Origin of the sequence: Cellulosimicrobium cellulans (genome assembly GCF_007679345.1) — a bacterium.
Lineage (GTDB): Bacteria > Actinomycetota > Actinomycetes > Actinomycetales > Cellulomonadaceae > Cellulomonas > Cellulomonas cellulans_A.
The window spans coordinates 41,676-65,409 of record NZ_VEGH01000015.1 but is presented as its reverse complement, the minus strand read 5'-3'; the positions used below and the strand labels follow the sequence as shown (position 1 = coordinate 65,409).

Sequence of the window (23,734 nt, the reverse complement as noted above, 5' to 3'; positions counted from 1 at the left end):
ATCCTACTGAGCCGCGGCGTCCTCCTCCGGCGGGACCGGAGGCTGGACATCGGGCACCGCCCGGCCTCCCGGCGCGGTCGGCTCGGGAGCCGCGGGGCCGGTGGCGGCGGGGTGCCCGGTGGCGATGCGGGCCTTCTGGGTGGCGGCGTAGATGTCCACGTACTCCTGGCCGGACAGGGCCATGAGCGCGTACATGATCTCGTCCGTCACCGAGCGCAGGATGAACCGGTCGTTCTCCATGCCCTTGTACCGGCTGAAGTCGAGCGGCTCGCCGATGACGATGCCGATCCGCCGCGGCCGGGGCAGGCGCTGGCCCAGCGGCTGCGCCTTGTCGGTGTCGACCATCGCGACCGGGATGACCGGGGCGCCCGACTCCAGCGCCATGCGCGCCACGCCGGTCTTGCCGCGGTAGAGGCGGCCGTCGGGGCTGCGGGTGCCCTCGGGGTAGATGCCGAACAGCTTGCCCTCGGCGAGCCGGTTCAGGCCGGTGCGCAGCGCGGCCTCGGACGCCTTGCCCCCGCTCCGGTCGACCGGGATGGTGCCGACGCCGCGCATGAAGCCGGCCGTCAGCCGGCCCTTCAGGCCACGGCCGGTGAAGTACTCGTTCTTGCCGATGAACACGATCTCGCGGTCCAGCACCAGGGGCAGGAAGAACGAGTCGACGACGGCCAGGTGGTTGCTGGCGAGGATGGCCGCGCCGCTGCTCGGCACGTGCTCGGCGCCGCGCACCCACGGGCGGAACAGCAGGTGCAGCAGCGGGCCCACCAGGACCCGCTTCATGAACCAGTAGAACAACCTGCCACCTCTCGCCCTCGTCGTGCGGGCCGGTGCGCACCCGTCGGGTGCCCACCGCTCCTAGCCGACTCTAGAGTGCTGCCATGGCCCTGCGTCCCGACCGCCCCGACCCGTCGCCCGACGGCGACGAGCCCGACGGCCCGCGCGCCGGCCGGCAGCACGGCCCGTCCGGCGACCGCGTCACCGACGAGCAGTGGGCCGCGATCGTCGCGGAGCTGCGCGGCGACACGGACCAGACCGGGCCGGCGGAGCCGCCGGCGGCCGCCGCCGCAGGCCAGGACGACCCGCGGACGTCGTCCGGTCCCGCCGTAACCTACCCCGTCGCGCCGTGGGTGACCGACCGGCGCGTCGTGCGGCCCGCCCGCGAGCCCGGGACGCCCGCCGAGGCCGGCCCCCCGGACCCCGGTCCTCCCCCGCCCTCCGGCCGGGACTGGGACGCCACCGAGCAGATCGACGACGCCGAGCGGCGCGTCGACGAGGCGGAGCACTTCCGCCCGCCGGACCCCGGTCCGGTGCTGGGCGGCGACCCGCTGCTCACCATGGCGTGGCTCGCGGTCGCCCTCATGCCGGTGGTCTGGCTGGTCGTGCTCATCTTCTGGCGGGGCGCGCCGTCGGTCGTGATGCAGGCGTCCGTCGTGACGTTCGTGCTCGGGCTGGTCGTGCTGCTGTGGCGGATGCCGCACCGGCGCGACACCGAGCACGACGACTCGGACGGCGCGGTCGTCTGACGCCCGCGCCGCCCGGGCGGCTCAGCGGCGCGCGAGGTCCGCGGCGCCGACGATGCCCGCGTCGTTGCCCATCGAGGCGAGGGCGAACGTCGCCTCCGGGCGGTGGCCGCGCGCCGACAGCTGGTCGAGGAACGCCCGGCGGGCCGGGGCCAGCAGCAGGTCGCCCGCGGCGCTGACGCCACCGCCGATCACGACGATCGACGGGTCGAGCAGGGCCGCGACGGACGCGGAGCCCTCGCCGATCCACCGGCCGAGCTCGGCCAGCAGCTCGACGGCCAGCGGGTCGCCCTCCTGGGCCGCCTGGGTGACGTGCGGGCCGGTGAGCGCGTCGGCGTCGCCGCCGGCGAGCTCGAGCAGCCGGGTGCCGCGGGCCGGCTCGGTGATGAGCGCGGACTGCGCGTCCCGCACCAGGGCGCTGCCGGAGGCGTACTGCTCCCAGCAGCCCTCGTGGCCGCAGCCGCAGTAGTGGCCGCCGGGGACCACGCGCATGTGGCCGACCTCGGCCGCGACGCCCCAGGCGCCGAGCACCAGCTCGCCGTTGACGACGATCGCGCCGCCCAGGCCGGTGCCGATGGTGAGCAGCAGCATGTCCTGCTCGTCGCGCGCCGCGCCGAACCGGAACTCGGCCCAGCCGGCCGCGTTCGCGTCGTTCGCCACGACGATCGTCACCTCGTCGCCGAGCTCCTTCGCGACGATGTCGCGCAGCGGGTGCTCGCGCCACGGCAGGTTCGGGGTGAACAGCACGGTGGCCTGGTCGGTGCCGATGAAGCCGGGGGCGGCGAGGCCGATCGCGCCGATCTCGTACTGCTCGGCGAGCTCCTGGCAGGCCTCGATGACGCCGCGGTCGACGCTCGCGGAGTCGCGGGGGTCGGTGTCGCGCCGGGTCTTCGCGATGATCCGGCCGTCCTCGTCGACCACACCGGCGGCGATCTTCGTCCCGCCGATGTCCACACCGATGGCGTGCATGCTTCCCTGCTTCCGCGTGAGATCTCTGCGTGGCGCACCCGCGAGGACCGCCGGACCGGGACGCTGCACCGGTGCCGCGGCGGCGACACTGCGCGCGTGCGCCCCCACGCTAGCGTGCCGGGCGCCGTTCGCTGCACACGCTCCCAGCGCGCGGCAGCCCTGGCGGGGCGCCCGGCGGGTGACCACCCGCTCGGGGGACGTGTCGGACGCCCGCGACCGGGACCAAAGTCCCTTATGCTCCAGTCACCCTTCCGACGCCTGACAACGGAGCCAGCCATGGAGGAGTTCAGCACGCCCCTGCTCGTCGAGGCAGGGCCGCGGGAGAACCTGCTCGACCTGCTCGCCGCACGCGTGGCCGAGACGGGCGAGGGCCCGCTCGTGGAGTACAAGACGCCCGGGACGACGACCTGGCGCACGGTGAGCGCCCGCGCCTTCGACCGCCGGGTGCGCGACGTCGCCCGCGGGTTCGTCGCGCGGGGCGTCCGCCCGGGCGACCGCGTCGGCATCATGTCCCGGACCCGGTACGAGTGGACGCTGCTCGACTGGGCGGTGTGGAGCGCGGGCGCCGTCCCGGTGCCCGTCTACGAGACGTCGTCCGCCGAGCAGGTGCACTGGATCCTCACCGACGCCGCCGTGACGCTGCTGGTGGTCGAGACGGCCGAGCACGCGGCGACGGTCGCCGAGGTCCGGCCCGAGGCGCCGCTGCTGCAGGACGTCCTCGTCATCGACGGCGGCGCGCTCGACGCCCTGGCCGCGGAGGGCGCCGCGGTGCCCGACTCCGAGATCGACCGGCTGCGGCGGCACGCCGGCCGGGACGACGTCGCGACGATCATCTACACCTCCGGCACCACCGGGCGGCCCAAGGGCGTCGAGCTGACGCACGGCAACTTCGCGGTGCTCGCGCGCAACGCCGTCGAGGGCCTGCACGAGGTGGTGTCGACGCCCGGCGCGCGGACGCTGCTGTTCATGCCGTTGGCCCACGTGTTCGCCCGATTCGTCGAGGTGCTGTGCATGCCCGCGGGCGCGGTGCTCGGCCACACCCCCGACACCAAGCAGCTGTTGCAGGACCTCGGCGAGTTCCGGCCGACGTTCATCCTGTCGGTGCCGCGGGTGTTCGAGAAGGTCTACAACTCCGCCGAGCAGAAGGCCGCCGCCGGCGGGAAGCGGAAGATCTTCCAGTGGGCCGCGCGCACCGCGATCGCCTACTCCCGGTCGCTGGACGCCGGCGGGCCGTCGCTCGGCCTGCGGGTGCAGCGGGCCGTCGCCGACCGGCTGGTGTTCCACAAGCTCCGCGACGCGATGGGCGGGCGCATCGAGTGGGCCATCTCCGGCGGCGCCCCGCTGGGCGAGCGCCTCGGGCACTTCTTCCGCGGCATCGGCGTCCGGGTGCTCGAGGGCTACGGCCTCACCGAGACCACCGCGCCGGCGACCGTGAACCTGCCCGGCAAGACCCGGATCGGCACCGTCGGACCGCCGCTGCCCGGCACGTCGGTCCGGATCGCCGCCGACGGCGAGGTCGAGGTCCGCGGGCCGCAGGTGTTCGGCCGGTACCACGGCAACCCGGTCGCGACCGACGAGGCGTTCGACGACGGCTGGTTCCGCACCGGCGACCTCGGGTCCCTCGACGAGGACGGGTACCTGCGGATCACCGGGCGGAAGAAGGAGATCATCGTCACCGCGGGCGGGAAGAACGTCGCCCCCGCCGTGCTCGAGGACCGGCTCCGCGCGCACCCGCTGATCAGCCAGGTGGTCGTGGTCGGCGACGGACGGCCGTTCATCGGCGCGCTCGTCACGCTCGACGCCGAGGGCCTGCCGGGCTGGTGCGCCGCGCACGGGCTGCCCGAGCTCTCCGTCGCCGCGGCGGCCGCGCACCCGGACGTGCTGGCGTCGATCGACGAGGGCGTGGCCCGGGCGAACAAGGCCGTGTCCCGCGCGGAGTCGATCCGGCGGTACCGGATCCTGGACCGGGACCTGACGATCGCGGCGGGCTACCTGACGCCGAAGCTCAGCGTGCGGCGCACGCACGTCCTGAAGGACTTCGCCACGGACGTCGAGGCGATCTACGCGGGCGACCACGCGGGCTGAGCACGGCCGGTCGGGCGTGCGACGACCTCGCGGCGCGGGCTCGCGCACGGGTGGGGTCAGACCCGGCCGAGGCGGGCCAGGAGGGTCGCCGACGGGAGCACGCGGGCGCCCGCGGCCTCCAGGTCGGCGCCCAGCGCGCTGTCGCCGGTGATCGCCACGACGACCCGGCCCGGCGGCTCGGCGCGCACGAGGCGGCGCAGCAGGTCGTCCGCGATCTCCCCCTGGGAGAACAGCACGCGGACCCCGCGCGGCGCCGCGGGCGCCCGGCCGCCGGCGTCGGTCTCCCGGCCGTCGAAGCAGCACGTCACCTCGGCGCCCGTGCGGCCCGCGAGCGTCGCCAGGCGCTCGGTCAGGCGGCGGCGCTGCTCGGTCAGCGGCTGGTCGGGCCACGCCAGCTTCGAGACGTTGTAGCCGTCGACGAGCAGGTGGGCGCGCGGCATGGCCAGCAGGTCGTCCAGCAGCGCCGGGTCGTCGGCGGACCTGCCGCGGGAGGTGGGGCGGATCGCTCCCCCGGGTCCCGGGACGGGCGGCGCGACCAGGTCGGCCGGCATCCGGCCCGCCGGGGGCAGGGCGAGCTCCTCGCGCAGCGCCGAGCCCGCCTCGACCAGCGTGTCCAGCAGCAGCCGCACCCGGACCTGCGCGAGCTCGCGCAGCGCGGCGGCGTCCTCCCGGGCGACCCGGGCCAGGTCCTCGGCGCGGCGGCGGTCGTCGTCCGCGGCTGCCCGCACCCGGGCCGTCTCGGCGTGCACCCGCTCGGCGGCCGCCGCGACCTCGGCGGCGTGCTCCGCGGCACGGCGCGCCTCGGACCGGGACCGGTCGGCGTCGGACCGCAGCCGGCGCAGCTCCCGGCGCAGCGAGGTCAGCTCGGCCTCGGCGGCGTCGGCGCGCTCGGTCTCGGCCGTGAGGCGCGCGGCCAGGCGGCGGAGCTCGGCCTCGGCGCGGTGCGCCCGGTGCGCGTGGTCGGCGTCGGGCTGCGCCGGGGAGTCGGCGCCCGCGGGCGGGATGCCGACGGCCGAGAGCCGGGCCTCCCAGCCGTCGGGGCGCAGCAGCGCCGCGCCGACGGCGAGGTCCAGGCGGTCGCCGGGCGCGGCGGCCGCGGGCGGGTCGGCGAGCAGGTCGGCCGCGAGGTCCGGGTGGGCGTGCGACCACGCGCGCGCCACCCGCGCCCGGAACGCGTCGTCACGCTCGACGGCGAGCCACAGCGGGCCGGCGCCGGAGGTGACCCGGCGGCGCGGCGCGAACCGGCGCACGGCGGCGAGCGACGCCGGGACGGCGCCCGGGTCGAGCGCCCCCAGCACCTCCGCCGCGAGGGGCAGCACCGCGGCGCGCACGGCCTCGGGCACGGCGTCGGGTGCGGGCTCGGGCATGCGCGTCACCCTACGGGGCCGCAGGTGGGGCGGGGGCCGCCGGGGGCGTGTCGGAGGGCGCGGCTAGCGTGCGGCGCATGGTCCACCGGTCCCCCGTCCCGCCCCGCCCCGACCTCGCGGCGCCGCAGACCGGCCGGCCCGTGCAGGTGACCCTGGACGACATCGGCACCCCGCTGCACGACGTCACGTTCGTGGTGGTCGACCTGGAGACCACCGGGGCCGCGCCCGGCGCGTCCGCCATCACCGAGGTCGGCGCGGTCAAGGTCCGCGGCGGCGAGGTGCTGGGCGAGTTCCAGACGCTCGTCGACCCGGGCGGTCCGGTACCCGCGCAGATCCAGGTGCTCACCGGGATCACCACCGCGATGGTGGTCGGGGCCCCGAGGATCGCCGAGGTGCTGCCGTCGTTCCTCGAGTTCGCCCGGGGCTCCGTCCTCGTCGCGCACAACGCGCCGTTCGACGTCGGCTTCCTCAAGGCCGCCGCCGCGGAGACCGGGCACGCGTGGCCGGGGTTCGCCGTCGTCGACACCGTCCGGCTCGCGCGCCGGGTCGTCACCCGGGACGAGGCGCCGAACCACAAGCTGAGCACGCTGGCCGGCCTGTTCCGCGCGACGACGACGCCGGAGCACCGCGCGCTCGCCGACGCCCGCGCCACCGTCGACGTGCTGCACGCCCTGCTCGGGCGGCTCGCGCCGCTCGGCATCACGCACCTGGAGGACCTGGCGACGGCCGCCGACGCCGTCCCGGCCGACGTGCGGCGCAAGCGCACCCTCGCCGACGGGCTGCCGGACCTGCCGGGCGTCTACCTGTTCCGCGGGCCGAAGGACGAGGTCCTGTACGTCGGGACGTCGACCTCGCTGCGCAAGCGCGTCCGCTCGTACTTCACCGCGGCGGAGAAGCGGTCCCGGATGCGGGAGATGGTCCGCATCGCGCAGGCCGTCACGCCCGTCGTGTGCGCGACGCCGCTGGAGGCGCAGGTCCGCGAGCTGCGGCTGATCGCCGAGCACAACCCCCGGTACAACCGCCGGTCGCGCTCCCCCGAGCGCATGCCGTGGGTCCGCCTCACCGCCGAGGCGTTCCCCCGGCTGTCAGTCGTGCGCGAGGTCCGGGACGACGCCACCCACATCGGCCCGTTCGCGTCGCGCGCCGCGGCGCAGTCCGCGGTCGAGGCGCTGCACGACGCGTTCGCCATCCGGCGGTGCACCGCGCGGCTCCCGCTCGTCCCGGCCCCCGGGGCCAGCGCGTGCCACCTCGCCGAGATCGGCCGCTGCCCCGCGCCCTGCATCCGCCCCGAGGCGGCCGCCGAGTACGCCGCGACCGTCGACGAGGTCCGCCGCGCGATGCTCGCCGACCCCGCCGCCGTCGTCGGGGCGCACACCGCCAGGATCGACGCGCTCGTCGGCCGGGAGCGGTTCGAGGAGGCCGTGACCGTCCGCGACCGGCTCGCGGCGTTCCTCCGCGGCTCGGCGCGGTCCCAGCGCCTGGCGCCGCTCGCGGCGTGCGCGGAGCTCGTCGCGGCCCGGCGCACCGACTCCGGCGGCTGGGAGGTCGTGCTCGTGCGGCACGGACGGCTGGCCGGGACGGCGCTCGTCGCGCGGGGCGACGACCCCATGCCCGCCGTCGAGTCGCTGCGCGTCACCGGCGAGCACGTCCCCGCGCCCGTCGTCCCGGCACCTGCGGGGCACCCGGAGGAGGCCGACCTCGTGCTCGCGTGGCTCGGGCGCCCGGGCGTGCGGATCGTCAGCGTGAGCGAGCCGTGGGCCTACCCCGTGCGCTCGGCCCAGGCGCGCACCGACCCCGCCGACGCAGTCGCGGCCCGGCGCGAGGCGGCCGCGGCGCTGGGCGAGGCCGTGGACGCGGTGGCCGAGGACGGCACGGAGGGGGCCGCGACGCCGGGCTGGCAGGAGCGGGACGCCCGGTTCGCGGCCGAGGCCGCAGGGGCGGGCGCGGGCTTCGGGCTCGGCGGGCCGTCGGGGCTGGGCGGCGTGCCGGGGCACGGCGCGGCCTCCGGCCTCGGCGCGGCGCCCGGGCTCGGCGGCGTGCCGGGGCTCGGCGCGACGCACGACCCCGGCGCGGCGCCCGGGCTCGGCGGCGTGCCGGGGCTCGCCCGCGCGTCCGACCTGCGCGCCCCGGACCGGACCCGGAACGCGACGCACGGGCCCGAGGACCCCGCCGCGGGGGCCGTCGGCGCGGCATGATGGCGTCATGCTGACCGCCATCGTGCACATCGACACCGACGCCGACCGCATCCCCGAGGCCGCCGCCGCCATCGCGAACATCCCGGGCGTGAGCGAGGTCTACTCCGTCACCGGCGGCGTCGACCTGATCGCCATGGTGCGCGTCCGGGAGCACGAGGAGCTCGCCGACATCATCGCGGACAGGGTCAGCAAGGTGGACGGCGTCGTCCGCACGCAGACGTTCATCGCGTTCCGCACCTACTCCCAGCACGACCTCGAGCAGGCCTTCGCGCTCGGCATCGAGGACTGACCGCGCGGCGCCGCCACGGCTGGACGGGTGGCGCCCCGGCTGGACCGGCGCCGCCCCGGCTGCACCGGCGCCGCCCCGGCTGCACCGGCGGCCGCCGGCACGCGGTGAGCGCGCCATCGTGCCCGCCCGGCCCACCGCGCGTCGCGCGCGCCCCGGCCCGGACGCCGAGAGGGTAGTCGACGCGTCGAGCGAGCAGTCGGCGACTACTCGCTCGACGCGTCCGTTACCCCGTCGGCGACGGACGGCACCGGGCACGCGGCTGCCGTGGGCCGCCCGCGGGCGCGCCGGGCGACCGAGCCGTGCCCGTGCGGGCGCCCAGCCGACCCAGCCGGCCTCGCCCGGCGGCGTGCGCCGGCCGTCACGCCCCGGCCAGGACCTCCGCGACCAGGGCAAGGCCCTCGCGCTCGAACGCCTCGTCCCCGACCTGGTGCGCCCAGGCCGCCGTGGCCACCGCCTCCCGCACCCGCGTCCGCGCCCAGGCGCCGGGGTCGCGCGGATCGCCGCCGTAGCCACCCAGGAACGCCGCCTCCAGCGCGGGGTCGCGACGGAAGTCCCGCGCCGCGAGCCGCGCCAGGTCGGTCGCGGCGGGCCGCAGGTCGGCGCGGCCCAGGTCGATCGCGCGGACCTCGCCGTCGTGCACGAGCCAGTTCCGCGGCTGCCAGTCGCCGTGCGTCGGGACGAGCACCGCGGGCGGCTCCGGCCAGCCGTCGGCCATCGCCGACAGCCGGGCCGCGTCCGCCGCGGCGATCCGGTGGGCCGAGCCGAGCCAGCGCCGCATCCGCGCGTTCTCGCGCGCCTCGTACCCGTCGTCGAGTCGCGCCTCGACGGCGTGCAGCTGGGCGAGCAGCCGCCCGGCCTGGGCGTAGACCTCCGGGTCGTCGGCCGCGGGGTCGTCCAGGACGAGCCGGCCCGGCAGCCACCGGGTCACCAGCACCCGGGCGTCCGCGTCGTGGTGCAGCAGCCCCGGCGCCCTGCCCGCACGCACCCAGGGCGCGAGCCAGGACAGGTGCGCCCGGATCTCCCGCGCGATGTGGTGGTCGGACGGGCCGCCGGCCTTGACGACGCACAGCCCGCCGTCGGCGGCGCGCACCCGCAGGACCGTGGTCGCGACCAGGCCCCACCCGAGGCTCGCCTCGACCTCGGCCCCGGGGAGCCAGCGCTCGACGAGCGAACGCTGCCGCGCGTCGAGCGCGTCGAACCCCGAGGTCATGCGCGCACGCTACCGCCCGCCCCGCTCCGGCCGACCCGTGGCCCCCTACGTCCCGCGTCCGCTCACCGAGGGGGTACTCGACACGTCGAGAGTGCATCCGGCGGATGCACTCTCGACGTGTCGGTTGCCCACTCGGCGCGGTCAGCGGTCAGCGGTCAGCGGGGGCGTCAGGCCGAGGCCGCACGCCAGCGCTCCAGGACCTCCGCCGCCGCGCCCGAGTCCACGGCCGCCGCCGCGTGCGTCAGCCCCGCGCGCAGCCGCGCGACCAGGTCGCCCCCGGCCGCGCCGGTCCCGGGCAGGCTGCCGTCGGCGACCAGCGCCGCCGCGGCGTTGAGGAGCACGGTCTCCCGGGACGCCACCGTCTCCCCCGCGAGCACCGCCCGCGCCACGCCGGCGTTGAACGCCGCGTCGGCGCCCCGCAGGTCCGCGACCGTGACCGGCGCGAGCCCGAGGTCGGCCACCGGGTCCAGGACGTGCTCGGTCACCGCGCCGCCGGTCACGTGCCACACGTGGGACGTCCCGGTGGGCGCGAGCTCGTCCAGCCCGTCGTCGCCGCGGAACACCAGCGCCTCGGTCCCGCGCCGCGCGAGCACCCCCGCGACGAGGCCCGCCATCCGCGCGTCCGCGACGCCGATGGCGGCGGCGGCGGGCTGGGCCGGGTTGGTCAGCGGCCCGAGGAAGTTGAACACCGTCTTGATGCCGAGGTCGCGCCGCGCGACGGCGACGTGCCGCATCGCCGGGTGGAAGGTCAGGGCGAAGCAGAACGTGATGCCGACCTCGGACGCGAGCTGCGCGACGCGCTCGGGGGTCTGGTCGAGCCGGATGCCGAGGGCCTCGAGCACGTCGGCCGATCCGGAGGACGACGACGCCGCCCGGTTGCCGTGCTTGACCACCCGCACGCCCGTGCCCGCGACGACGACGGACGCCATGGTGGACACGTTGACGGTGTGCGCGCGGTCGCCGCCGGTGCCGACGATGTCCACGGCGCGCCCGGGGACCTCGAACCGCAGCGCGTGCGCGAGCATCGTGTCGGCGAGGGCGGTCAGCTCGGCGACCGTCTCCCCCTTGGCCCGCAGGGCGGTGAGGAAGCCGGCGACGCGCGCCGGCGAGGCCGACCCGGACATGATCTCGTCCATCGCCCACGCGGTCTGGGCCTCGCCGAGGTCCCTGCCCTCGACGAGCGTGGTGAGCAGGTCGGACCAGGTGACCTGCTCGGTCATGCCGCGGGGGTCCGGGCGAGCAGGCCCACGACGGCGTCGTGCAGCTCGACCGGGTCGAGGGGCTGGGAGACGACGGCGTCCGCGTCGGACCAGGCGGCGAGCCAGGCGTCCTGCGGGCGGCCGGTGAGCACGAGCACCGGCGGGCAGCGGAACACCTCGTCCTTGACCTGGCGCGCGAGCGCCATGCCGCCGACCTTGGCCGCCTCGCCGTCGAGGACGAGCAGGTCGTAGGTCCCGGTCTCCGCCTGCTCGAGCGCCGCCTGCGGGGTGGCGACCTCGCTCCACCGGATGTCCGGCGCGCCCCGGCCGAGCCGGCGGCCGACGCCCAGGCGCACCTGCGCGCGCGTGTCGACGTCGTCGCTGTAGAGCAGGATGCGCGGGCCCTCGGCGGGTGCGGCGGGAGTGGCGTCAGCGGCCATGGTGGTCCTTCGCTCGTGCGGGGGGACGTGTCGCGCGCGTCCCTGCCCTGCATCTTGGCACGACCACCGACACGCCGGTCGCGACGCTCCGACCTGCCCACGAACACGCGGAACGAGGTGACGATGTGACAGAAACCTCGGCGACGTGCGGGGACTAAGGACCCATGCACACCGGTTTTCGGCCATACTGACACGCGTGACGACCGCAACGGCTGCCCCCGCCTCCGCTCCCCACGTGAGCGTCAACCGACCGAACCCCGTGTCGGTCGGGACGATCGTGTGGCTGGCCTCGGAGCTCATGTTCTTCGCGGGCCTGTTCGCGATGTACTTCACCCTCCGCGCGACGGTGCCGGAGGAGTGGGCGGTGCAGACCGAGAAGCTGAACGTCGGCTTCGCGATGGTCAACACCACGGTGCTGATCCTGTCGTCGGTCACCTGCCAGATGGGCGTCTGGGCCGCCGAGCGGTTCCAGCCCGTCCGCTCCGGCTCGCTGCTGAACGTGCGCGGCTGGGGCATGAACGAGTGGATGACGCTCACCTACATCATGGGCGCCTTCTTCATCGGCGGGCAGGTCTTCGAGTACGCCGAGCTGGTCCACGAGGGCCTCACGATCTCGTCCAGCCCGTACGGCTCGGTGTTCTACCTGACCACCGGCTTCCACGGCCTGCACGTGGTCGGTGGCCTCATCGCCTTCCTGTTCCTGCTGGGCCGCTCGTTCACCGCGAAGCGGTTCGGCCACCACGAGGCGACCACCGCCATCGTGACCTCCTACTACTGGCACTTCGTCGACGTCGTGTGGATCGCGCTGTTCGCGACCATCTACCTCATCAAGTGACCAGCGGCACGACCCCCGCACAGCCCCCCGCAACGCCCGAGACGAGGATCCATCCGTGAAGGCACTCGCCGCCCGCAGGCACCACCGGTCAGCGCCGGTCGTGCTGCTCCTGCTGGCGCTGCTGCTCACCGGAGCGGTGTACGCGATCGCCCAGCCCGCCAGCGCCGACGCGGCGCAGGCTGCGGCCAGCGAGAGCGACATCGCCGCCGGTCAGAAGCTGTTCCAGGCCAACTGCGCCACCTGCCACGGCGTCTCCGCCGAGGGCCGGGAGGCGGTCGACGGCGGCGCCGGCGGCCCCTCCCTCATCGGCGTGGGCGCCGCCGCGGTCGACTTCCAGGTCGGCACCGGTCGCATGCCCGCGCAGATGAACGGCGCGCAGATCCAGGCCAAGCCGGTCCAGTTCGACGACGAGGACATCGCCCAGCTCGCGGCCTACGTCGCGTCGCTCGGTGCCGGTCCCGCGATCCCCACGGCGGAGCAGGTCGACCCCGCCAAGGGCGACGCGGCCAACGGCATGGCCCTGTTCCGCACGAACTGCGCCATGTGCCACAACGCGGTCGGCGCCGGCGGCGCGCTGTCCCAGGGCAAGTGGGCGCCCGCGCTCACCGACACCACGCCCACCCACATCTACGAGGCGATGCTGACCGGCCCGCAGTCGATGCCGGTGTTCAACGACGCCAACATCACCCCGGACGAGAAGCGCGACATCATCGCCTACCTCGACGAGCAGCGCGACGGCTCGCCCGGCGGCCTCTCGCTCGGCTCGCTCGGCCCCGTCAGCGAGGGCCTGTGGGCCTGGGTGGTCGGCATCGGCCTGCTGATCGGCGCCTCGGTCTGGATCGGAGCCAAGTCCTCGTGAGCACGCACCACGACCCCTCGACCGACGTCACGACGCACGGCGACGGTCCCCTGCCCGAGCGGTTCGAGGACCCGGGCCTGCACGAGCACCGCGCCCGGGTCGGCGACACCGACCCCAGGGCGCAGAAGCGCGCCGAGAAGCAGGTCGTCGTCCTCTTCACGATCTCGATCCTCGGCACCATCGGCGCGATCGTCGCGTACGCCCTGGTGCCCCCGGGCGAGACCGTCGGCACGATGCGGCTGTCGAACCTCCTGCTCGGCCTGGGCCTGTTCCTCGGCCTCGCCGGCATCGGCTTCGCCGCCGTGCACTGGGCCAAGGCGCTCATGAACGACCACGAGCGCGCCGAGGACCGGCACCCGACCGCCTCGTCCGAGCCGGTGCGGGTCAAGGCCGTCGAGGCGCTGCGCGAGGGCGTCAAGGACTCCTCGATCGGCCGCCGCGGCGTGCTCAAGGGCGCGATGGTCACCTCGCTCGCGCTGTTCCCGCTGGCGATCGCCGTGCCGTTGGTCGGCAACCTCGGCGGCAACTGGGACGTCTCCGTGTCGAAGCGCACGCTGTGGCGCCGCGGCACCCGCCTGACGATCGACCCCTCGGGCCGCCCGATCAAGGCGTCCGACGTCACCATCGGCTCCGCGTTCCACGTCATCCCCGAGGGCCTCGAGGACGCCGAGCACCCGCTGGACGAGAAGGCCAAGGCCGTCGTCCTCATGGTCCGCATGGACCCGCGGGACCTGAAGTCCGAGCAGGGCGAGGGCTGGAGCTACGACGGCATCGTCGCGTTCTCCAAGATCTGCACCCACGTCGGGTGCCCCGTCGCCCTCTACGAGCAGCAGACGCACCACATCCTGTGCCCGTGCCACCAGTCGACCTTCGACGCCGCCGACGGCGCCAAGGTGGTCTTCGGCCCCGCGCACCGCCCGCTGCCCCAGCTGCCGATCACCGTCGACGACGAGGGCTACCTCGTCGCGCAGGACGGCTTCAACGAACCCATCGGCCCGTCCTTCTGGGAGCGCCTCACGTGAGCACCGTCGACTCCCCCCCGGCACCCCCCACGCGGGGTGCCCGCGCGGCGGCAGGGGCCGCCGACTACCTGGACCAGCGCACCGGCATCGGCAACGCCGTCAAGGAGTTCGCGCGCAAGATCTTCCCCGACCACTGGTCGTTCCTGCTCGGTGAGATCGCGCTCTACTCGTTCGTGGTCCTGCTGATCTCGGGCACCTTCCTCACGATGTTCTTCGTGCCCTCGATGACCGAGGTGCACTACCACGGCCCCTGGGCCGCGATGGACGGCGTACAGATGTCCGAGGCGTTCGCCTCGACGCTGCGCCTGTCGTTCGAGGTCCGCGGCGGCCTGCTCATGCGGCAGATCCACCACTGGGCCGCGCTGATCTTCATGGCGTCGATCGTGACGCACATGATGCGGGTGTTCTTCACCGGCGCGTTCCGCAAGCCCCGTGAGCTCAACTGGCTCGTCGGCTTCACTCTGATGATCCTGGGCCTGCTCGCCGGCTTCTCCGGCTACTCGCTCCCCGACGACGTGCTGTCCGGCAACGGCCTGCGCATCGCGGACGGCGTGGCCCGCGCCATCCCGATCCTGGGCTCGTACATCTCGTTCGCGCTGTTCGGCGGCGAGTTCCCGGGCACGGAGCTGATCCCCCGCCTGTTCACGGTGCACATCCTGCTGATCCCGGCGCTGATCCTCGCGCTCATCGGCCTGCACCTGCTCATGGTCGTGCTGCACAAGCACACCCAGTACCCGGGCTCGGGCCGGACCGACAAGAACGTCGTCGGCTACCCGCTGTTCCCCGTGTACGTGGCCAAGGCCGGCGGCTTCTTCTTCGTGGTGTTCGCGGTCATCGCGCTGATGGCGGCGACCATGACGATCAACCCGGTGTGGAACTACGGCCCGTTCGACCCGGGCGTCGTGTCCGCGGGCGCGCAGCCGGACTGGTACATGCTGTTCCTCGAGGGCGGCCTGCGCCTGATGCCGGGCTGGGAGTTCGTCATCGGCCAGTACACGGTCTCGATGAACATCCTGGTCCCCGGCGTGGTCATCCCCGGCCTGCTGTTCACGGTGCTCGCGCTGTGGCCGTTCATCGAGGCGTTCGCCACCGGCGACACCCGTGAGCACCACGTGCTGGACCGCCCGCGCAACGCGCCGTTCCGCACCGCGTTCGGCGTCGCCTTCCTGACGGCGTTCATGATCCTGGTCCTGGCCGGGTCGAACGACCTCATCGCGACGCACTTCCACCTGTCGATCAACGACATCACGTGGACGTTCCGGGTGCTGTTCTTCGTGGCCCCGCCGCTCGCGTTCTGGATCACCAAGCGGATCTGCCTGTCGCTGCAGCGCAAGGACCGCGAGCTGGTCCTGCACGGCCACGAGACCGGTCGCATCGTCCGGTTCGCGTCCGGCGAGTACATCGAGGTGCACAAGCCCCTCGACGCGCACGAGCGGTGGCTCCGCGTGCAGCACGAGCCCCGTCGCCCGCTCGAGATCGAGCCGGCCGAGGACTCGCGCGGCGTGCGCCGCAAGGGCTACCGGATCGACGCGGCCCGGCGCCGGCTGTCGAAGGTCTTCTACGAGGACCGGGTCGAGCCCGTCACCCCGGCGGAGCTCGCCGCGGCGCAGTCGCACGGCGGGCACGACGCCCTGCCGCTCGCGCACGACGAGCGGCGCGAGGAGCTGACCGCCGGCGCGTCCGGCAGCCGGCACCTCGCCCCGGAGCCCGAGGACACCGAGGGCACCCAGCGCCGCTGAATCGGGCGCTGACCTGGGGAATCATCCCGAGCGCCCGGTCGTTGGACCGGGTGGGCGAGACGATCTCCGACAGGACGACCCCGCCCGGGTCGCACCGGCTCACCGCCGGAGCGGCCCGGGCGTCGTCGTCCCCGGGGCCGTCGGACCCGACGTACGCCGAGCCGGTCCCCCGGCCCGGGAGGCCGGGCACCGCCCGGTCGTGGTACGACAGAGGAGGTGCGGCCGCCCCGCGGCGGGGCGCACCTGCTGCGAAGACGCCTGCCGCGGCGAACCGACGCCGGGGCCTGAGCTCAGAGAGGCACTGATGGCTGACTACACCCTTCCGGACCTGCCCTACGACTACGCGGCGCTGGAGCCGCACATCTCCGGCCGCATCATGGAGCTGCACCACGACAAGCACCACGCGACGTACGTGGCCGGCGCCAACACGACGCTGGAGAAGCTCGCGGCGGCCCGGGAGTCCGGCGACTTCGCCGCCGTGGCCGGCCTGGAGAAGACCCTCGCCTTCAACCTCGGCGGGCACGTGAACCACTCCGTGTTCTGGGAGAACCTCTCCCCCGACGGCGGCGACAAGCCGGTCGGCGAGCTGGCCGCGGCGATCGACGAGTTCTTCGGCTCGTTCGACAAGTTCCAGGCGCACTTCACGGCCAACGCGACGAGCATCATGGGCTCCGGCTGGTCGATCCTCGCCTGGGACTCCCTGGGCGAGAAGCTCGTGGTCGTGCAGCTGTACGACCAGCAGGGCAACATCCCGCTGGGCATCGTGCCGATCGTCGTCCTCGACATGTGGGAGCACGCGTTCTACCTGGACTACGTCAACGTCAAGGCGGACTACGTCAAGGCGTGGTGGAACATCGTGAACTGGGCGGACGCCGGCGAGCGGTTCACCCGCGCGCGCACCCAGACCTCGGGCCTGATCGTCCCGTCGCTCTGAGCCCGCTCTGACGGCCGAGAGAGGCCGGTCCGCCCCGAGGGGCGGGCCGGCCTCTCTCGTGCCCGCAGCGGGCCCCCAGCGGCGTCCAGGGGGATGCAGAAGGGCCGGGCGACCCCGTGGGGTGCCCGGCCCTTCCGGCGTGCCGCGGGTCAGTGCGCGTGCTGGCCGCGGGAGAACTCGAAGATCCAGCCGACCAGGCCGATGACGCCGAGGGCGACGCCGACGTACAGCAGCCACCAGCCGATCGCCATGCCGAGGAACACCAGGGCGCCCGCGAACGCGATCGTCACCGGCCACCAGCTCCAGGGGCTGAACACGCCCTGGTCGCCGGCACCCTCCGCGATCAGCGCCTCCGGGTCGTCCTCCGGGCGGGCGTCGATCCGGCGGGAGAGCAGCAGCAGGTAGCCGCCGATCATGCCCACCAGGCCCCCGACGAGCGGGATGCCCACGGTGCCGACGGGCTCGCCACCGCTCCACCACGCGTAGATCAGGCCGATCGGGATGAAGAACAGGATGCCGCCCAGGAACAGGTACGGCTCGACCTTCATCGCGTGCTTCGGCCGCGTGCCGCTGCCGGTCGGCGACGGGCGCGCGCCGGGCTCGTTGAGGCTGGTCACTTGTCGCGGCCCTCCTGGTCGTCGGTGTCACGCGGGCGGTCGTCGACGATCGTCGCCGAGGACTGCTCCTCCTGGCCGCCGCCGTTCTGCACCCGGTCGCGGGCCACGCCCTGCTCGCCGGTGCGCTCGGACTCCCAGTCGAAGAACCCGGGCTCGGGCTCGACGTGGTCCATCGCCGCGACCTCGGGGTGGTGCAGGTCGAAGGCGGGACGCTCGGACCGGATGCGCGGCAGCGACGTGAAGTTGTGCCGCGGCGGCGGGCAGGACGTCGCCCACTCCAGCGACTGGCCGTAGCCCCACGGGTCGTCGACGGTGACCTTCGGCGCCCGGCGCCAGGTGATGTAGACGTTCCAGAGGAACGGCAGCGTCGAGATCGCGAGGATCATGGAGCCGATCGTGGACAGCTGGTTCATCCAGGTGAACCCGTCCTCCGGCGAGTAGTCCGCGTACCGGCGGGGCATGCCGATCGCACCCAGCCAGTGCTGGATGAGGAACGTCATGTGGAAGCCGATGAACAGCAGCCAGAAGTGCACCTTGCCCAGGCGCTCGTTCAGCATGCGGCCGGTGAACTTCGGCCACCAGTAGTACATGCCGCCGAACATCATGAACACGACGGTGCCGAACACCACGTAGTGGAAGTGCGCGACCACGAAGTACGTGTCCGAGACCTGGAAGTCGAGGGCCGGGCTGGACAGGATGATGCCGGTCAGGCCACCGAACAGGAAGGTCGTCAGGAAGCCGATCGTCCAGAGCATCGGCGTCTCGAACGTGAGCTTGCCGCGCCACATCGTGCCGATCCAGTTGAAGAACTTCACGCCTGTCGGCACCGCGATGAGCATCGTCATGAGCGCGAAGAACGGCAGGAGGACGGCGCCGGTCACGTACATGTGGTGCGCCCACACGGTGACGGACAGCGCCGCGATCGCGATCGTCGCGTACACCAGGCCCTTGTAGCCGAACACCGGCTTGCGGCTGAACACCGGGAGGATCTCGGTCGCGATGCCGAAGAACGGCAGGGCGATGATGTAGACCTCGGGGTGCCCGAAGAACCAGAACAGGTGCTGCCAGAGGATGGCGCCGCCGTTCTCGGGGTTGAAGACCTGCGCGCCGAGGCGCCGGTCGGCACCGAGCGCGAACAGCGCGGCCGCCAGCGGCGGGAACGCCATCAGCACCAGCAGGCTCGTGATGAGCGTGTTCCAGGTGAAGATCGGCATCCGGAACATGGTCATGCCCGGCGCGCGCATGGTGACGATCGTGGTGATGAAGTTGACCGCACCGAGGATCGTGCCGAAGCCGGTCAGCGCGAGGCCGAACACCCACAGGTCCCCGCCGGCGCCCGGCGAGTACACCGAGTTCGACAGCGGCGCGTACGCGAACCAGCCGAACGACGCCGCGCCCTGCGGGGTCAGGAACCCGCCCGCGGCGATCAGGCCGCCGAACAGGTACAGCCAGTACGAGAACGCGTTGAGCCGCGGGAACGCGACGTCGGGGGCGCCGATCTGCAGCGGCATGATGATGTTCGCGAAGGCCGCGAACAGCGGCGTCGCGAACAGCAGCAGCATGATCGTGCCGTGCATCGTGAAGAGCTGGTTGTACTGCTCCTTGCTCTGCACGATCTGGATGCCGGGCTCGAACAGCTCGGCACGGATCAGCAGGGCCATGATGCCGCCGACCGCGAACCACACGAACGCGGTGATCAGGTACATGTAGCCGATCGTCTTGTGGTCGGTCGACGTGACCCACTTGACGATCGTGCGGCCCAGGGTCTGGCGGCGGGGCGCGAGCCCCGGCACGACCTCGACGGTGGCGGCCATCAGTTCGCTCCCTCTTCGCCCTCGGCGTCGCCGCCACCCTCACCGGTGACACGCACGTCCTGCAGGCGGTTGTACTCGAGACCCAGCTGACCGTCCTGGCCGGCGTCCCGCAGCTCCTCGATGTGCGCGTCGTACTCGTCGCGCGACACGACCTTCACGTTGAACAGCATCGACGAGTGCTCCTCGCCGCAGAGCTCGGCGCACTTGCCGACGTACTCGCCCTCGACCTGCGGGACGACCTGGAACGTGTTGGTCCGCCCCGGGATCATGTCCTGCTTGTAGAGGAACGCGGGCACCCAGAACGAGTGGATGACGTCGCGGGAGTCGAGCACGAACTCGACCCGCTCGCCGACCGGCAGGTACAGCGTCGGCTGGTCCGCGAGGACGCCGGTCGCGCCGACCTCCTGGGCGTGCTGGCCGGTGTCGTACACGTCGGAGTCGACGTAGTTGAAGTCCCAGCTCCACTGCTTGCCGATCACCTGGACCGTGAGGTCCGGCTCGGCCGAGGTGTCCTGGATCTCCGTCATGTCGCGCGCCGTGTAGTAGAACAGCACGCCGACCATGATGATCGGCAGGATCACGTACATGATCTCCAGCGGCACGTGGTACCGGAGCTGCACGGGGAGCTGGTCGTCGTCCTTGCGCTTCCGGTACACCGTGACGCACCAGAGGATCAGGCCCCAGACCAGGATGCCGACCAGCAGGGCGGCCACCCAGGAGCCGACCCACAGGTTCGTGATCCGGCCGGTCTGGTTCGTGATCTCGTTGTCGGAGTCGCCGGGCAGCCAGCCGCGCTGGGCCTCGGGCGAGCATCCGGCGAGCGCCAGGGCGACGGTCGTCGCGGCGCCCGCGACGGCCAGTCGGGTCCGCCAGGGGCGGCGGGGGGTCTGCGAGCGCACCGGGGGCCTTCCACGTCGGTCCCCGTCGCGCACGACACCGCACCGTGCGTCGCCCGACAGGGAAGTCACCTAGGACCTATGTCCTCGATCCCGTGCAGCGTAGCGCGCTGGTCGGCTTGTCGTGGCCTCAGAACCGCCCGTGGGCGCCACTTTGTGACGCAGTGTCATCTGGATCACGTCCCCGTCGGCCCGTGCGCAGGCCGCGGGTCCGTGCGCGGGGCCGGGCGCCGGGCCGGGCGCGCCGGGGGGCGGCGCTACCGTGCCCGGGTGACCGACTCCCCCGCCCCCGCGCGCCGCGTCGTCCTGGACGCCGGCGGCCGTGCGCCCGTCCTGCCCGCCGCGCGCGAGGCCTATCTCGCCGCGCTCGACGAGGGCTGGGCCGACCCTCGCCGGCTGCACACCGAGGGACGGCGGGCCCGCGCGCTGCTCGACGGGGCGCGGGAGGCGGTCGCGGCGCTGGTGGGCGCACGCACCGAGGAGGTCGACCTCGCGCCGTCGCACACGGCGGCGCTGCACGGGGCGGTGCTGACGGTCGCGCGGGGTCGCCGGCGGGTCGGGCCGGGCGTCGTGGCGTCGGCCGTGGAGCGGCGGGCGGTGCTGGACGCGGCCGCGGCGGTCGTCGCCGGTGCGCCGGACGGCCCTGCGGCCGACGGGCCGGTGACCGTGCCCGTCGACCACGAGGGCCGGCTCGACCTCGCCGCCTTCGCGGACGCGGTCGCCCGCCCGGGGGTCGCGCTGGCCGCGGTCCAGCACGCCAACGGCGAGGTCGGCACGCGGCAGCCGGTGGCGCAGGCGCACGCCGCCGCGCGCGCCGCGGGCGTCCCGCTGCTCGTCGACGCCGGCTCCTCGTTCGGGCACGCGCCGGTCGGCGCCGAGTGGGACGTGCTGACGCTCGACCCGGGCGACGTCGGCGCGCCGCCGGGGGTCGCCGTCCTCGCGACCCGCGCGGGCGTGCGCCGCTCCCCCGTGCCGCCCGCCGGCGCCGGCGACGAGGACCGCTGGTTCCCGGGCGGGGTCTCCGTGCCCGCCGCGCTCGCCGCGGCGGTCGCGCTCCAGGCCGCCGCGGCGCGGGTCGCCGCCGGCCCCGACCCGCGGCACGCGCTCGTCGACCGGCTGCGCGCCCGGGTGGCGGCGGAGGTGCGGGAGGTGGACGTCGCCGGCCCCGCCGCCGACCGGTTGCCGCACGTGCTGACGTTCTCGTGCCTCTACGTCGACGGGGAGGCCGTCGTGACCGCGCTCGACCGCGCCGGGTTCGCCGTCGCGTCGGGATCGGCGTGCACGTCGGCCACGGAGGAGCCGAGCCACGTCCTCGCCGCGATGGGCGCGCTCACCCAGGGCAACGTCCGCCTGTCGCTGCCCGTCGGGACCACCGCGGCCGACGTCGACCGGTTCTGCGACGTGCTGCCGGGCGTCGTGGCGGCGATCCGCCGGGACGCCGGCCTGACCGACCTCTGACGCCCCGCACGCACGAGGGCCCCGGACCGTGCGGTCCGGGGCCCTCGTGGCGTCAGGCGGTGCGGGTCAGCTGAACGAGCCGCCGCACGCGCAGGACGAGCCCGCGTTCGGGTTGTCGATCGTGAAGCCCTGCTTCTCGATGGTGTCCGCGAAGTCGATGGTCGCGCCCTCGAGGTAGGGGACGCTCATCCGGTCCACGACGACCTCGACGCCGTCGAAGTCGCGCAGCGCGTCGCCGTCGAGCACGCGCTCGTCGAAGTAGAGCTGGTAGATCAGGCCCGAGCAGCCGCCGGGCTGCACCGCGATGCGCAGGCGCAGGTCGTCGCGCCCCTCCTGCTCGAGGAGGCTGCGGACCTTCTCGGCCGCGACGTCGGTGAGGTCGACGCCGTGCGTCGCGGTCTCGGTGGTCTCGCTCATTGCTGTCTCCTGACGGTGTCTCGGATCGGTCGCGGGCGCGCGCCTGGCACGGGCCGCGGGACGGTCACGTCGAGCACAACCGCGCTCCCGCGTGATCTGTTCCCTCAAATGTACGCCCGCAGGGGCCGCCCGCCCCGGGACGCGCACACGACCTGCACGCCGCGCGCGGCGCGGGCCGCGGGCCGCGGGCACCCCTTCGGCCCGCCCACGCGAGCACCCCGGCCTCCGGCTGCCGCCCGCCCCGCCCCCCGGCTCCCGGCTCCCCGGACGCCGAGCGAGCAACCGACACGTCGAGCGAGTAGTCGGCGGATGCTCGCTCGACGTGTCGGTTGCACAGTCGGCGCGGCCGGCGCGGCCGGCACAGTCGGCGCAGCCGGCGGAGTTCGCGCAGCCGGCGCAGCCGGCACAGTCGGCGCAGCCGGCGCAGCCGGCGCAGCCGGCGCCGGGCGGGGTCGGTCGCGCGCCCTGGGGCAGGTCAGCCCTCGGGCGCGCGGGCACCGGGTCAGCGGGACCAGGTGCGGGCGATCCGCGGCAGGCGCGCGCGCAGGGCGGCGCCGGGGTCGCGGCGCCAGGCGTCCTCGTCGGCCGGCTGCTCGACGACACCGAACCCCGCGGCCAGCCCCGCCGCGCCCCAGTCGCGCCGGCCGGTGCGCAGGTACGCGGCGACGGCGACCGCCGGCACGCCCAGGGGCAGGGCCGCGCGCGCCACGGCCCCGACGACGCCGTGCTCGAGCGCCGTCCCGTCGAGGACGGCGGTCCCGGTGAGCACGAGGTCCACCTCGGCCGCGCGACGACCCAGGTCCACGGCGTCGGCGACCCAGGAGGCCCCGTCGACCAGCCGCGCGCCGAGCAGCCCGAGCGCGAACGCCGCGCCCCCGCCCGCGCCGGAGCCCGGAGCCAGGGCCGCACGCGAGCCCGGGGCCCGCGCCGCCGCGCCGCCCGGCGCCCCGCCCCCGGTGCCGCCCGGTCCCGCCGCACCCGGCCCGGCACCGGCGCCCCCCGCGAGCAGGTCCCGCCGCCCGCCGTCGCCCGCGCGGGCCGCGGCGTCCCCCGCCGCCCGCACGAAGCCCGCGACCGCCCGCTCCGCCTCCTGCGCGGTCGCGGCGTCCGCCCGGCCGGCCTCGGCCAGGTCGGCGGACACCCCGCCGAGCCCGAGCAGCGGCAGGTCGTGCGCGTGCAGCGCCACGAGGTCCCGGCCGCGCAGCGCCGTGCGCAGCGCGCCGAGCTCCCCGAGGTCCGCCACGGACAGCCCCGCCGCCCCGTCGAGCCCGCGCGCCGCGGCGCCCGGTGCCGCGCCGAGCGCCGCCAGCAGCCCGGCCCCGGCGTCGTGCGCGACGGTCCGCCGGCCGCCCAGCCCGACCACGACGCGCCCCGCCCCGGTGTCGAGGGCGGCCGCGAGCAGCGTGCCCAGCCCGGCGGAGGTCGTCGCGGTCGCGGGCAGCGCGTCCGGGTCGGCCGCGCCGAGCGCCAGCGCGCCGTCGACGTACGCGGTCCTCCCGCCGCCCGCCTCCGTCACGACCAGGACGGTCCCGGGGACCACGGCGCCGTGCGCGTCGGTCGTGGTGACGGACAGCAGGTCCCCGCCGCGCGCCGCGTGCACCGCCTCGACCAGACCGGCGCCGCCGTCGGACAGCGGCAGCGGCACGAGGGTGTCGCCGGGCGCCGCCTCGAGCCAGCCGGCGGTGAGCGCCGCGACCGCCTCCGGGGCGGTGAGCGCCGGCCACGGGTCGGACCCGGCGGCGACCGACGGTCCGGCCACCCCCTGCACCGCGGAGGCGGCGACCCCGGGGCCGTCGCCCGGGCGCGCGTCGAACCGGCCGGGGGCGACGAGGACGTGCACGGCGCGATCCTCGCACGCCGGGCCGGGCG

The 23,734-nt window shown here is 75.0% G+C and carries 21 protein-coding genes; 10 read left to right on the top strand and 11 right to left on the bottom strand.

All coding sequences use genetic code 11. The features are described from left to right. Positions 1-3 precede the first annotated feature (3 nt). Positions 4-795, bottom strand: a complete 792-nt coding sequence (locus FS882_RS17600; protein ID WP_262348388.1) for a lysophospholipid acyltransferase family protein — start codon at positions 793-795, stop codon at positions 4-6. An 83-nt stretch (positions 796-878) separates the two neighbouring features. Between FS882_RS17600 and FS882_RS17595 the strand changes: the two genes are divergently transcribed. Next, the gene (locus tag FS882_RS17595; protein WP_158375015.1) at positions 879-1,523 is read left to right on the top strand and encodes a hypothetical protein; all 645 of its coding nucleotides are present in this window, start codon (positions 879-881) and stop codon (positions 1,521-1,523) included. 21 nt (positions 1,524-1,544) lie between these two features. Here FS882_RS17595 and FS882_RS17590 read toward each other — a convergent pair whose 3' ends face one another. Continuing rightward, positions 1,545-2,489 carry an ROK family glucokinase gene (locus tag FS882_RS17590; protein WP_158375013.1) on the bottom strand — a complete coding sequence of 315 codons (945 nt, stop codon included), beginning with the start codon at positions 2,487-2,489 and terminating at the stop codon, positions 1,545-1,547. Between the two features lie 276 nt (positions 2,490-2,765). Between FS882_RS17590 and FS882_RS17585 the strand changes: the two genes are divergently transcribed. Continuing rightward, a complete protein-coding gene (locus FS882_RS17585; protein ID WP_158375011.1) occupies positions 2,766-4,574 on the top strand; it encodes an AMP-dependent synthetase/ligase in 1,809 nt (602 codons plus the stop codon). Between the two features lie 56 nt (positions 4,575-4,630). Here the strand turns inward: FS882_RS17585 and FS882_RS17580 are convergent, their stop codons facing one another. Further along, positions 4,631-5,941, bottom strand: coding sequence for an NYN domain-containing protein (locus tag FS882_RS17580; RefSeq protein ID WP_158375009.1), 1,311 nt, complete (start codon positions 5,939-5,941; stop codon positions 4,631-4,633). Positions 5,942-6,018: 77 nt separating this feature from the next. Here FS882_RS17580 and FS882_RS17575 point away from each other — a divergent pair, with 77 nt between their 5' ends. Together FS882_RS17575 and FS882_RS17570 are read left to right on the top strand one after the other, a co-directional pair. Continuing rightward, positions 6,019-8,136 carry a DEDD exonuclease domain-containing protein gene (locus tag FS882_RS17575; RefSeq protein WP_158375007.1) on the top strand — a complete coding sequence of 706 codons (2,118 nt, stop codon included), beginning with the start codon at positions 6,019-6,021 and terminating at the stop codon, positions 8,134-8,136. 7 nt (positions 8,137-8,143) lie between these two features. After that, positions 8,144-8,425, top strand: coding sequence for an Lrp/AsnC family transcriptional regulator (locus FS882_RS17570; RefSeq protein WP_158375005.1), 282 nt, complete (start codon positions 8,144-8,146; stop codon positions 8,423-8,425). A 358-nt stretch (positions 8,426-8,783) separates the two neighbouring features. On the opposite strand, the gene FS882_RS17565 is transcribed toward FS882_RS17570, so the two are convergent. From FS882_RS17565 to FS882_RS17555, 3 genes are all read right to left on the bottom strand, one after another. Continuing rightward, on the bottom strand, positions 8,784-9,635 hold the full coding sequence (locus FS882_RS17565) for a phosphotransferase (RefSeq protein ID WP_158375003.1): 852 nt from the start codon (positions 9,633-9,635) through the stop codon (positions 8,784-8,786). A gap of 167 nt (positions 9,636-9,802) precedes the next feature. Continuing rightward, complete coding sequence (gene trpD / locus FS882_RS17560) at positions 9,803-10,855, bottom strand: anthranilate phosphoribosyltransferase (protein ID WP_158375000.1); 1,053 nt, start codon at positions 10,853-10,855, stop codon at positions 9,803-9,805. Next, positions 10,852-11,274: a two-component system response regulator gene (locus FS882_RS17555; protein ID WP_158374998.1), complete on the bottom strand. Its 423-nt coding sequence runs from the start codon at positions 11,272-11,274 to the stop codon at positions 10,852-10,854. Before FS882_RS17555 ends, trpD begins: the two co-directional genes overlap by 4 nt. Positions 11,275-11,461: 187 nt before the next feature. On the opposite strand from FS882_RS17555, the gene FS882_RS17550 reads away from it, so the two are divergent. From FS882_RS17550 to FS882_RS17530, 5 genes are all read left to right on the top strand, one after another. Continuing rightward, positions 11,462-12,109, top strand: a complete 648-nt coding sequence (locus tag FS882_RS17550; RefSeq protein WP_154729393.1) for a heme-copper oxidase subunit III — start codon at positions 11,462-11,464, stop codon at positions 12,107-12,109. Between the two features lie 55 nt (positions 12,110-12,164). Continuing rightward, on the top strand, positions 12,165-12,968 hold the full coding sequence (locus tag FS882_RS17545; protein ID WP_158374997.1) for a c-type cytochrome: 804 nt from the start codon (positions 12,165-12,167) through the stop codon (positions 12,966-12,968). Then, positions 12,965-13,990 (top strand): ubiquinol-cytochrome c reductase iron-sulfur subunit, encoded by a 1,026-nt coding sequence (locus tag FS882_RS17540; protein WP_158374994.1) that lies wholly within the window; start codon positions 12,965-12,967, stop codon positions 13,988-13,990. The genes FS882_RS17545 and FS882_RS17540 overlap by 4 nt, the downstream gene beginning before the upstream one ends. Continuing rightward, entirely contained in the window at positions 13,987-15,729 is a 1,743-nt protein-coding gene (locus tag FS882_RS17535; protein WP_158374993.1) for a cytochrome b, read from the top strand. The genes FS882_RS17540 and FS882_RS17535 overlap by 4 nt, the downstream gene beginning before the upstream one ends. A 304-nt stretch (positions 15,730-16,033) precedes the next feature. Next, on the top strand, positions 16,034-16,663 hold the full coding sequence (locus FS882_RS17530) for a superoxide dismutase (RefSeq protein WP_158374991.1): 630 nt from the start codon (positions 16,034-16,036) through the stop codon (positions 16,661-16,663). A gap of 149 nt (positions 16,664-16,812) precedes the next feature. Here the strand turns inward: FS882_RS17530 and FS882_RS17525 are convergent, their stop codons facing one another. The 3 genes from FS882_RS17525 to coxB all read right to left on the bottom strand — a co-directional run bounded on the left by FS882_RS17525 (position 16,813) and on the right by coxB (position 19,993). Continuing rightward, positions 16,813-17,211 carry a cytochrome c oxidase subunit 4 gene (locus FS882_RS17525; RefSeq protein WP_158375083.1) on the bottom strand — a complete coding sequence of 133 codons (399 nt, stop codon included), beginning with the start codon at positions 17,209-17,211 and terminating at the stop codon, positions 16,813-16,815. Positions 17,212-17,276: 65 nt separating this feature from the next. Next, a complete protein-coding gene (gene ctaD, locus FS882_RS17520) occupies positions 17,277-19,094 on the bottom strand; it encodes a cytochrome c oxidase subunit I (RefSeq protein ID WP_158374989.1) in 1,818 nt (605 codons plus the stop codon). Further along, positions 19,094-19,993 (bottom strand): cytochrome c oxidase subunit II, encoded by a 900-nt coding sequence (gene coxB / locus FS882_RS17515; RefSeq protein ID WP_154729390.1) that lies wholly within the window; start codon positions 19,991-19,993, stop codon positions 19,094-19,096. Before coxB ends, ctaD begins: the two co-directional genes overlap by 1 nt. Positions 19,994-20,260: 267 nt before the next feature. On the opposite strand from coxB, the gene FS882_RS17510 reads away from it, so the two are divergent. Further along, positions 20,261-21,448: a cysteine desulfurase family protein gene (locus FS882_RS17510; RefSeq protein WP_262348387.1), complete on the top strand. Its 1,188-nt coding sequence runs from the start codon at positions 20,261-20,263 to the stop codon at positions 21,446-21,448. A gap of 66 nt (positions 21,449-21,514) precedes the next feature. Here the strand turns inward: FS882_RS17510 and erpA are convergent, their stop codons facing one another. Beyond that, the gene (erpA, locus tag FS882_RS17505) at positions 21,515-21,865 is read right to left on the bottom strand and encodes an iron-sulfur cluster insertion protein ErpA (RefSeq protein WP_147796443.1); all 351 of its coding nucleotides are present in this window, start codon (positions 21,863-21,865) and stop codon (positions 21,515-21,517) included. A 502-nt stretch (positions 21,866-22,367) separates the two neighbouring features. Next, the gene (locus FS882_RS17500) at positions 22,368-23,705 is read right to left on the bottom strand and encodes a glycerate kinase (RefSeq protein WP_262348386.1); all 1,338 of its coding nucleotides are present in this window, start codon (positions 23,703-23,705) and stop codon (positions 22,368-22,370) included. Positions 23,706-23,734: the final 29 nt, after the last annotated feature.

Coding starts and splice junctions, on each gene's coding strand:
- FS882_RS17595 (WP_158375015.1), top strand. CDS start 879: ATGGCCCTGCGTCCCGACCGCCCCGACCCGTCGCCCGACGGCGACGAG.
- FS882_RS17555 (WP_158374998.1), bottom strand. CDS start 11,274: ATGGCCGCTGACGCCACTCCCGCCGCACCCGCCGAGGGCCCGCGCATC.
- FS882_RS17565 (WP_158375003.1), bottom strand. CDS start 9,635: ATGACCTCGGGGTTCGACGCGCTCGACGCGCGGCAGCGTTCGCTCGTC.
- FS882_RS17530 (WP_158374991.1), top strand. CDS start 16,034: ATGGCTGACTACACCCTTCCGGACCTGCCCTACGACTACGCGGCGCTG.
- FS882_RS17570 (WP_158375005.1), top strand. CDS start 8,144: ATGCTGACCGCCATCGTGCACATCGACACCGACGCCGACCGCATCCCC.
- FS882_RS17575 (WP_158375007.1), top strand. CDS start 6,019: ATGGTCCACCGGTCCCCCGTCCCGCCCCGCCCCGACCTCGCGGCGCCG.
- ctaD (WP_158374989.1), bottom strand. CDS start 19,094: ATGGCCGCCACCGTCGAGGTCGTGCCGGGGCTCGCGCCCCGCCGCCAG.
- FS882_RS17580 (WP_158375009.1), bottom strand. CDS start 5,941: ATGCCCGAGCCCGCACCCGACGCCGTGCCCGAGGCCGTGCGCGCCGCG.
- FS882_RS17525 (WP_158375083.1), bottom strand. CDS start 17,211: ATGAAGGTCGAGCCGTACCTGTTCCTGGGCGGCATCCTGTTCTTCATC.
- FS882_RS17590 (WP_158375013.1), bottom strand. CDS start 2,489: ATGCACGCCATCGGTGTGGACATCGGCGGGACGAAGATCGCCGCCGGT.
- FS882_RS17585 (WP_158375011.1), top strand. CDS start 2,766: ATGGAGGAGTTCAGCACGCCCCTGCTCGTCGAGGCAGGGCCGCGGGAG.
- erpA (WP_147796443.1), bottom strand. CDS start 21,865: ATGAGCGAGACCACCGAGACCGCGACGCACGGCGTCGACCTCACCGAC.
- trpD (WP_158375000.1), bottom strand. CDS start 10,855: ATGACCGAGCAGGTCACCTGGTCCGACCTGCTCACCACGCTCGTCGAG.